Annotated in this window: 6 protein-coding genes; 2 read left to right on the top strand and 4 right to left on the bottom strand. The window is 58.7% G+C overall.

Annotated features, from left to right (window positions below):
* The coding region (locus ACVWZJ_RS10625; protein WP_457396011.1) for a glycosyltransferase family 9 protein at positions 1-940 on the bottom strand (940 nt) is incomplete at its 3' end.
* A gap of 194 nt (positions 941-1,134) precedes the next feature.
* Between ACVWZJ_RS10625 and ACVWZJ_RS10620 the strand changes: the two genes are divergently transcribed.
* Positions 1,135-2,292 carry a DegT/DnrJ/EryC1/StrS family aminotransferase gene (locus ACVWZJ_RS10620; RefSeq protein ID WP_457396013.1) on the top strand — a complete coding sequence of 386 codons (1,158 nt, stop codon included), beginning with the start codon at positions 1,135-1,137 and terminating at the stop codon, positions 2,290-2,292.
* A gap of 261 nt (positions 2,293-2,553) precedes the next feature.
* Positions 2,554-3,597 carry a DUF58 domain-containing protein gene (locus ACVWZJ_RS10615; protein ID WP_238376861.1) on the top strand — a complete coding sequence of 348 codons (1,044 nt, stop codon included), beginning with the start codon at positions 2,554-2,556 and terminating at the stop codon, positions 3,595-3,597.
* Between the two features lie 104 nt (positions 3,598-3,701).
* On the opposite strand, the gene ACVWZJ_RS10610 is transcribed toward ACVWZJ_RS10615, so the two are convergent.
* The 3 genes from ACVWZJ_RS10610 to ACVWZJ_RS10600 all read right to left on the bottom strand — a co-directional run bounded on the left by ACVWZJ_RS10610 (position 3,702) and on the right by ACVWZJ_RS10600 (position 6,392).
* Positions 3,702-4,661, bottom strand: coding sequence for a patatin-like phospholipase family protein (locus ACVWZJ_RS10610; RefSeq protein ID WP_011432117.1), 960 nt, complete (start codon positions 4,659-4,661; stop codon positions 3,702-3,704).
* Positions 4,662-4,725: 64 nt separating this feature from the next.
* Entirely contained in the window at positions 4,726-5,364 is a 639-nt protein-coding gene (locus tag ACVWZJ_RS10605) for a histidine phosphatase family protein (RefSeq protein WP_011432118.1), read from the bottom strand.
* Positions 5,365-5,423: 59 nt separating this feature from the next.
* The gene (locus ACVWZJ_RS10600; RefSeq protein ID WP_414424646.1) at positions 5,424-6,392 is read right to left on the bottom strand and encodes an NAD(+) kinase; all 969 of its coding nucleotides are present in this window, start codon (positions 6,390-6,392) and stop codon (positions 5,424-5,426) included.
* Positions 6,393-6,571: the final 179 nt, after the last annotated feature.

Raw genomic sequence — 6,571 nt, 5'->3', positions numbered from 1 at the left:
CCCGAAACGGCCCCTCTGAAGGCAGCAACCGCAGCGGGTCGGTGGGCCCAAACAACGCCACCAGCGGCGTCTGCACCGCCACCGCCAAATGCATGGGAGCGCTATCGGCGCACAACAGCAGCGTTGCCCCACCAATCAAGGCCGCCAGCTGCCCCAGCCGGACAGGACGGCTCACCGGCAGCTCCGGCAGTTGCGCCAGAAAGCCCTCCGCCAGCTGCTCATCCTCTGGCCCCACCACCAGCACCAACGGCAGCTCCGGCCGCTGCTCCCGAAAACCCTTGATGACCTTGACCCAGTTGGCAGAGGGATAGATCTTCTGAATTCCCTTCTCCTGCGACAGCTGGCTGGCCCCCGGATGCAACAGCACATAATCTTGGGCGGCATCCCCCAAAAGGCGCTTGCGTTCCTGCTCTGCCCACTCCAGGTCTGCTTTTTTCAGACGAATCTGGGGCAACCCCGCCGGCGCAGCAATGCCAAACCCCTGCACCAGGTCGTGGTACATCTGGGCCGCATACTGGGCCGGCTTCAGGGGCACCGGGTCGGTCAGCCAAGGTCGCCCCGGCCCCGGCGGCGCATAGCCCACCCGCTTGGGAATGCCGGTCAGCCACAACAACAGCTTGACCCCCAAGCTTCGGCCCAGGCTCAGCACCCCGTCATACTGCCGCTCCCGAATGCGCCCCAGCAGGTCGCTGAGATCCCCCAACGACAGCTGTTCTTTGAACGGAAAAGTCAGCACCCGACTCACCGAAGGACAAACCTCGTAGGCAGCCGCCGCCCGCGGCTCCACCAGCACCTCCAGCTCCGCCTCAGGAAAGCGCTGCCGCAAACTGGCCAAGGTGGGAAAAAACAAAATCTGGTCACCAATCCCGCCCGGCACCAAAGCCAAAAGGCGGGGGGCCAAAGGCGCTGTGCCGCCAACTGCTCGAGAAGCCACCTGCATAAAGCATCCTGTAGAAAGCTGTATCCAGCCTAGGGGATCCCCGCTTACTCTATCTCAGATTGGGTGGATAGATTCAGGGCCAGCTCGACCCGCGGAAGACAAACCCCAGAACCCTTCTGGGCCAGAGCGTTGTGTACACAGGCTCTCATCCGCGATGATGGGCTGTGGCCGCCACCTTCTGCAAAGGCAGCACCATGACGGAGGAGCCGATTCCGCTGCTGGATTTGACGGGGCAGTACCGCGCTTTGGCCGGGCTGTTGCAGCCGCAGGTGGAGGCTCTGCTGGCCTCTGGCCAGTACATCGGCGGGGCGGCGGTGCAGCGCTTTGAGGAGCAGTTTGCCCAGTTTTTGGGGGGTGGCTCTTTGGAGGCCGTCGGCTGCAATTCCGGCACCGATGCCCTGGTGCTGGCTTTGCAGGCTTTGGGCATCCAGGCGGGGGATGAGGTGCTCACCAGTGCCTTCAGTTTTTTTGCCTCGGCTGCCGCCATCAGCCGGGTGGGGGCGCGTCCGGTGTTTGTGGATGTGGATCCGTGCACCTTTAACCTGGATCCGCAGCTGCTGGAAAGGAGCATCTCCCCCCGCACCAAGGCGGTGGTGGTGGTGCATTTGTTTGGGCAGGCGGCCAACATGACCCAGATTCTGGCTATTGCCCGGCGGCACGGCTTGGCGGTGGTGGAAGATTGTGCCCAGGCGGTGGGGGCCTGCTGGGGGGGCAGGCCGGTGGGCACGTGGGGAGAGGTGGGCTGCTTCAGCTTTTTTCCCACCAAGAATCTGGGTGCGGCTGGGGATGGGGGGGCGGTGGTGACGCGGGATCCCCAACTGGCCAGGCGGGTGCGGGCTCTCAGGGAGCATGGGCAGACCCGTCCGTACCACCACGAGCATTTGGGTCTCAACAGTCGTTTGGATGCGCTGCAGGCGGTGATTCTCTCGGTGAAGCTGCCCCATCTGCGGGAGTGGAACTGGCGGCGGCAGGGGATTGCGGAGTGTTACCACCGCTTGCTGCAAGGGATCCCGGGCTTGATGTTGCCCCAGGTGGGGGTGGGGGGGAACTCGGTGTGGCACCAGTACACGGTGCGGGTGGTGGGTTCTGAGCCGTTGGATTCGCGGCGGCGGGACGATTTGCAGCAGGGTCTGAAGGAGCGGGGCATTGGCAGTCGGGTTTACTATCCTCTGCCGTTGCCGCTGCAGCCGGTGTACCGAGGGCTGGGCTACAGGCGGGGGGATCTGCCCAATGCCGAGCTATGTGCGGCTCAGGTGTTGTCTTTGCCGTGTTTTCCTGAGTTGACCACCTGTCAACAAGAGCGGGTGGCTGCGGCCATTGCTGAAATCCTCTCAGAAAAAACCTGCCCGTAGCACTGGTTATGGTGATTTCAAATTACACTGAAGCAGCTTGTAGATTCCAGACCTCTTTCTCCTTTGGAGAGGGGCCGGGGATGAAGGAGTGATGAGGGGACTGCGGTGTTGTGGAAACTAAGCCGAAAACTAGTTCCACTACTTCAACAGACGGGAAGCCTGGGGATCTTCTCCTCAGAGCAGGAATCAAGGCGCCAGGTTCGTTTTCTGCGCCGCTTCCGCTTCACCCGTATTGGGGGGCGGTTTGTCGGGATCGCCCTGTTGGTAAGTATTGCTGCTTTCAACACCGGCAACAATCCCCTGTACTTGTTGCTGGGGATGCTGCTCAGCCTCATCCTCATCAGCGGTACCCTCTCTGATATCACCCTCAAAGATCTGGAGGTCAGCCGGCAGTTGCCTAGCCGCATTTTCGCCGGCCAGCCTGTCTTGGTGGGTCTCACGCTGGTCAATCGCAAACGGCGCCTGCCCAGCTTCTCGTTGCAGGTGAGCGAACGCATTGAGGGGCTGAGGCGGGAAGATTGGCCTTCCAGCTATGTTTTGCGGGTGGATCCCGGTGCCAAGGTGGACACTTTTTATCAGCAGACTTTTTCAAGGCGGGGAGCCTGGCAGTTGCAAGGTTTTGAAGTTGCCACCAGCTTCCCATTTGAACTCTTCCGCAAGGCGGTGGCAATTAGGGATCCCCAAACGGTGATCGTGTTTCCGCGGCTCGCCCCGGTTCAAGGATTGGCGCTGTGGGATCAGCTCAGCAGCGGCAACCAATTGCGCCCCCAACCCGGTCGAGAGGGAGACTACCTGAGCTTACGGCCCTACCGCCCCCAGGACGATGTGCGCTCTGTCCATTGGAAGATCTCGGCCAAACGGGATCAACTAATCGTGCGGGAGTTGGAGCGTCCACGAGCCCAGGCCATCACCCTCTGTTTTGAAAACCGCTGGCAGCCCCAGAAAGAGAGGCCCGAGATCCATCGAGACAAGTTGGAGCGAGCTGTAGAGCGCTGTGCCGGGATCCTCTTCTACTTGATGCGAGAAGGTTACCCGGTAGCACTTGTTACGTTACAAGAGCGGACTCCTTTTGGGTCAGACCTGGCCCATCAAGATCACCTGCTGACCGTGTTGGCACGACTTACTTTTGTCGGGGATCCCCAGCTCAGCCCTCCACTGGAAAGAGAACCTGATCCCTCTGTCAAGTTTGACCTCACCCCTCAAGATCGCTGTGTGCTGCTGGCCCATCCCGACCAGGATGGAAAATCTGCCCCGGCCCATCTCATCCACACGGGATCGCTGTTGCAATTTATCCCAATTGAGTGAGCTTCAGGCCCATTTTGATAGCAGGATCCATCTGAGATTGTTTGGAAAGCTTGGCTTGCAGATCCTTGCAAAGCTTTAGGTTGAACTGCTGGAGAAGTGGTGGTTCACTGCTCCAACTTTTGTCGCAATTCTGGAATGGCCCGCCGCATTTGTCGATAGCCCTCCTGAATAATCGGATCTGCTTGATGAAAATCGAAGATCCCATACTGGCTCAGCTTGGGTTGTAAGGGCAAATCCGGCGGATGTTCGGCTAAAACACTGCGGGTAACGATTTGCTCCATCACGTTCAACGTCTTGCCAATAACGTCGAAAATATTGGGACCAGAGGGCTCATCTGGAAACCATTGGCTAATTTTTTCTTGGATCCCTTGTTGTAGGGATTGATAGCGTTTGCGAATGCGGGTGATGAAGTTGGTTTCTTCTTCGATCACTTCTCCTTCAGCATTCAAGCGCTGTCGCCGTTGAAGGGTTTCTTCCACCTCTGTTTCTTCCAGTTGCGACTCCACATCCGCGGGATCCACATGGTTGAGATTGACCGCGATGACAACATCGGCCCCCATCTCCCGCACCACTCGCACCGGCACCGGATTGACAATGCCTCCATCTCCGAGATAGCGCCCTTCGTAGTAAAAGGGTGTAAAGATCCCTGGGATAGAGATGCTGGCCCGCACGGCATCTGCCATTTTGCCCGAACGCAACAGCACCTCCTGGCCTGTGATCAAGTCGGTAGCCACACAGCAAAAGGGGATCCCGGCCTCTTCAATACACAGCTCTTGCAAATGTTCTGTCAGCAGCTCATAAATTTTGTTGCCATCCAGCAGGCCACAGGTGGGAAAGACCACATCAAACAAAGACAGGATCATCTTCCAGTTGAGATCTCGCACAAAGTCTTCCAGCTCATCCAGTTCTCCTGCTGCATAAATGGCTCCCACAAAAGCGCCAATGCTCGTCCCAGCAATGTAGTCAACGGAGATCCCAGCCCGCTCTAGAGCTCGAATCACACCAATATGAGCCCATCCCCTCGCTCCGCCGCTGCCCAGTGCTAATCCCAGTTTTTTGCCCATGATTGCTCCCTCAAAAAGAGACCCAAAAGACCTCAAGAATCCTAAACCTTGCTCCCTCTAACAATTAGGTACCTGCCCTTTCTCGCAGATCGGAAGGCAGATAACTGCGTTCCCCTAAGATTTCCAGAAGGGGGCCATAGCGGTCGAACTTGACCACGCTGACCGAGGCGGCCAAAACCTCAATGCGATCCCGGTAGCGACCCAGGTCGATGCCCAGCAGGCTGCAGAGAATAACCCGAATGGTGGCCTTGTGGGAGACGATCAAGACGTGGCCGCCTGTCCATTTTTCCTGGATCTCGGCCACAACCGGCATGGCCCGATTGGCAATTTGCACGGCGGTTTCGCCCCCCGGAGGGGCGTTCCAGGCCGGCTCGGTCATCCAGCGCCAATAGGCTTCTGGGTAGGCTTCTTGCGCCTCAGCGTGGGTTTTGCCCTCCCACTCGCCGTAGTGAATTTCTCTTAGGCCCTCTCGAATCTGCATCTCCAAGCCAACTTTCTCGGCCAGGGGGCTTAGGGTAGCCAAGGCGCGCCGCATTGGGCTGACGTAGAGAGCTTGCCAAGGGATCCCAGCATAGGCTGCGGCAAAGGCTTCTGCCATTTGTTTGCCTTCGGGGGTGAGGTCGGGATCGAGAGCGCCGCAAAAGCTGCCGGAACGGCTGTAGGGAGTTTCTCCGTGTCTAAGGAGGTAAAGTCTCAGGCTCATGGGAAATATGCTTATGGGAGCGAACTTTGCCACTCTAGCTGCCCAACTTTAAGCTCTCCTTATCCCCCCTCGGGGCGGTGGTTGGTGGTGGGGATGTAGATGCGGCTGCCCGCCCACTGCAATTTTTCCCGCAGAGTGCGAAAGTAGGAGAGATCTTTTTCCAGGATCATCAGCTTGGCCGGTGTAGGCGCTTGCTGAATGTGAACCCACTGGCCGGGATTCACCGACTGAGCCAACACGCCATCTGTCCACAGGCGGGTTAACCCTTCGGGATCCGCAAGGGGCCAAATGTCCACCCTGGCTGTGCCGCTGATGACAATAGGACGGCTGGACAAACTCAGGGGACAAATAGGGGTGATGATGATGGCGTCGAGGGTGGGCTCGAGGATGGGGCCATTGGCTGCCAGAGTGTAAGAGGTGGATCCCGTCGGTGTGGCCACCAGCACGCCATCCCCGTGGTACTGATCCAAAATCTCTCCGTTGACCTCGATCTCCATGATCGCGGCGGGCAGCCGCTCTCGGTTGATCGGCTTCAGGCAGATCTCATTGAGGGCATAGTAGACTTCGCTAACCGGGCGGCCCTGGGGTTTTCCCTCTCCACGGGCGGCCAAGGGATCCCCTTGCCCCAACTGCGGCTGTTCCCAAATCTGGGCTTGCAACATCATGCGGGCTTGCAAGAAAAAATCCCCTGCCTGAATGCGATCCCAGGGATCCTGTTGCAGCACCCGCTCCGACTGGGCCAAAAACCCCAGCCTACCCCCCACTTTGATTGGCAAAATCGGGATCCCATAGGAGGCTAGGTATCGTGCCGCCGCCAACACCGAGCCATCTCCCCCCAGCACCACCGCCAGATCGATGGGATCCGAGGTGGCCTCTAGAAAGACAGGGTAGGGGTTGTGGTGCAAGCCGGTGGGAGCCGTTAACACCGTAACGCCGCGCCGGCGCAACTGCTCCGCACACCTCTGGCAGGCGGCTTTGCTCTCCCGATCCCCCTCTTTGTAGGCAATCACCACCAAGCCCAAGTCCATGGTCAACCTCATCAAGGGATCCCTGTCGATTGTCCCCTTCTTCAGACTGGGGATTGCTCAGGATAATCCAGACTATCCCCCCCAAAGTTAACCAGAAAATGTTCTCTTGGACGGTGAAACCGATCACCGCAGCTCTCCCTTGAGCGTCACTGCCCCCGCCAGAGCTTTCTTCTACAACT

It is taken from the genome of Thermostichus sp. OS-CIW-29 (assembly GCF_054058195.1).
The sequence above is the reverse complement of the archived record's forward strand: the minus strand, read 5'-3'. Positions and strand labels throughout refer to the sequence as shown.